We start from the raw sequence: 1836 nt of genomic DNA on the forward strand, positions 1-1836 counted from the left end.
CCCACCAGAGCCTCCACCAACGCGGCGACCGCGTCCGCGTCACCCGACACCACCGTCGACGACGGACCGTTCACCGCCGCCACCGACAACCGGCCGCCGATCCGCTCCCGCACCGCCTCCACCGGCAGGGGAACCGACGCCATCCCGCCACGCCCCGCCAACGCCCCCACCGCACGGGAACGCAGCGCCACCACCCGCGCCCCGTCGTCGATGCTCAGACCACCCGCCACCACGGCCGCGGCGATCTCGCCCTGCGAGTGGCCCACCACCGCGTCCGGAACGACCCCGAACGAGCGCCACACCTCCGCCAGCGACACCATCACCGACCACAGCACCGGCTGCACCACATCGACCCGCGCCAGCAGCGCCTCCGAGCCCAGCGCCTCCGCCAACGACCAATCGACATAAGGCGCCAACGCCCGCCCGCACTCCGCCATCCGCCCCGCGAACACCTCCGACCCGGCCAGCAACTCCGCGGCCATCCCCACCCACTGCGAACCCTGACCCGGGAACACCAACACCGAACGGCCCGAGGACACACCGTCGCCCCGCACCAGCCCCGGCACCGATCGGCCCTCCGCCAGCGCCTTCACGCCGTCGAGCAGTCGGTCCGGGTCGGTGCCCACCACCACGGCGCGCCGTTCGAAGGCGGTCCGCGTGAGGGCGAGGGCGCGGCCGGTGTCGGCGGCCCGCAGGGGTGCGGGGTCGGCGCTCAGGTGTGCCAGCAGCCGGGCCGCCTGGTCGCGCAGCGCCTCGTCGGTACGCCCCGACAGCACCCAGGGCAGCGGGTACGCATCGCCATCGGCCGCCGTGTCGGCCGCCGGTTCGGCTTCCTCCGCCGGGGCCTGTTCCAGGATCAGATGGGCGTTGGTGCCGCTGACGCCGAAGGCGGACACCCCGGCCCGGCGCGGGCGTCCCGTGTCGTCCCAGACGCGGGCCTCGGAGAGGATCTCCACGGCTCCCGACGACCAGTTCACCATGGGCGTCGGCCGGTCCGCGTGCAGGGTCCTGGGCAGTTCGCCGTGCTCGATCGCCAGCACCATCTTGATGACGCCGCCCACTCCGGCCGCCGCCGACGTGTGGCCGATGTTCGACTTCAACGAGCCCAGCCACAAAGGCCGTTCGGCGGGCCGGTCCTGGCCGTAGGTGGCCAGCAGGGCCTGCGCCTCGATCGGGTCGCCGAGCACGGTGCCGGTGCCGTGCGCCTCCACCACGTCCACCTCGGACGGCGACAGGTCCGCGTCCGCGAGCGCCGCCCGGATCACCCGCTGCTGCGACGGACCGCTCGGCGCGGTCAGCCCGTTGCTCGCACCGTCCTGGTTCGTGGCCGAACCCCGGATGACGGCCAGCACCGGGTGCCCGTTGCGCCGCGCGTCCGACAGCCGTTCCAGCAGCAGGACGCCGGCGCCCTCGGACCAACCGGTTCCGTCCGCGTCGGCCCCGAACGCCTTGCAGCGGCCGTCGGCCGACAGTGCCCGCTGGCGGCTGAACGCCACGAACGCGTCGGGGGTCGCCATCACCGACACCCCGCCGGCCAGGGCCAGCGTGCAGTCGCCGGCCCGCAGGGCCCGGATCGCCAGGTGCAGGGCGACCAGAGAAGAGGAGCAGGCCGTGTCCACGGTCACCGCGGGCCCTTCCAGGCCCAGGGTGTAGGCGATCCGGCCGGAGACCACACTGCTCGCGGTCCCGGTGTCCAACAGGCCCTGGACCTCGGAGAGGTGGCGCGAACCCGCGCCGTAGCCGTTGCCGATCGCCCCGAGGAAGACACCCGTGCCGGTGCACCGCAGCGTGCGGGGGTCGATCGCGGCCCGCTCGACCGCCTCCCAGGCGGTCTCC

1 protein-coding gene is annotated in these 1836 nt (G+C 74.5%); it reads right to left on the reverse strand.

Annotated features, from left to right (window positions below):
- Positions 1-1836: type I polyketide synthase (locus tag ACIQOV_RS39825; protein ID WP_401055814.1), on the reverse strand; the 1836-nt coding region annotated here is incomplete at both ends.

The organism is Kitasatospora sp. NPDC091257 (genome assembly GCF_044757675.1).
GTDB lineage: Bacteria > Actinomycetota > Actinomycetes > Streptomycetales > Streptomycetaceae > Kitasatospora > Kitasatospora lactacystinica.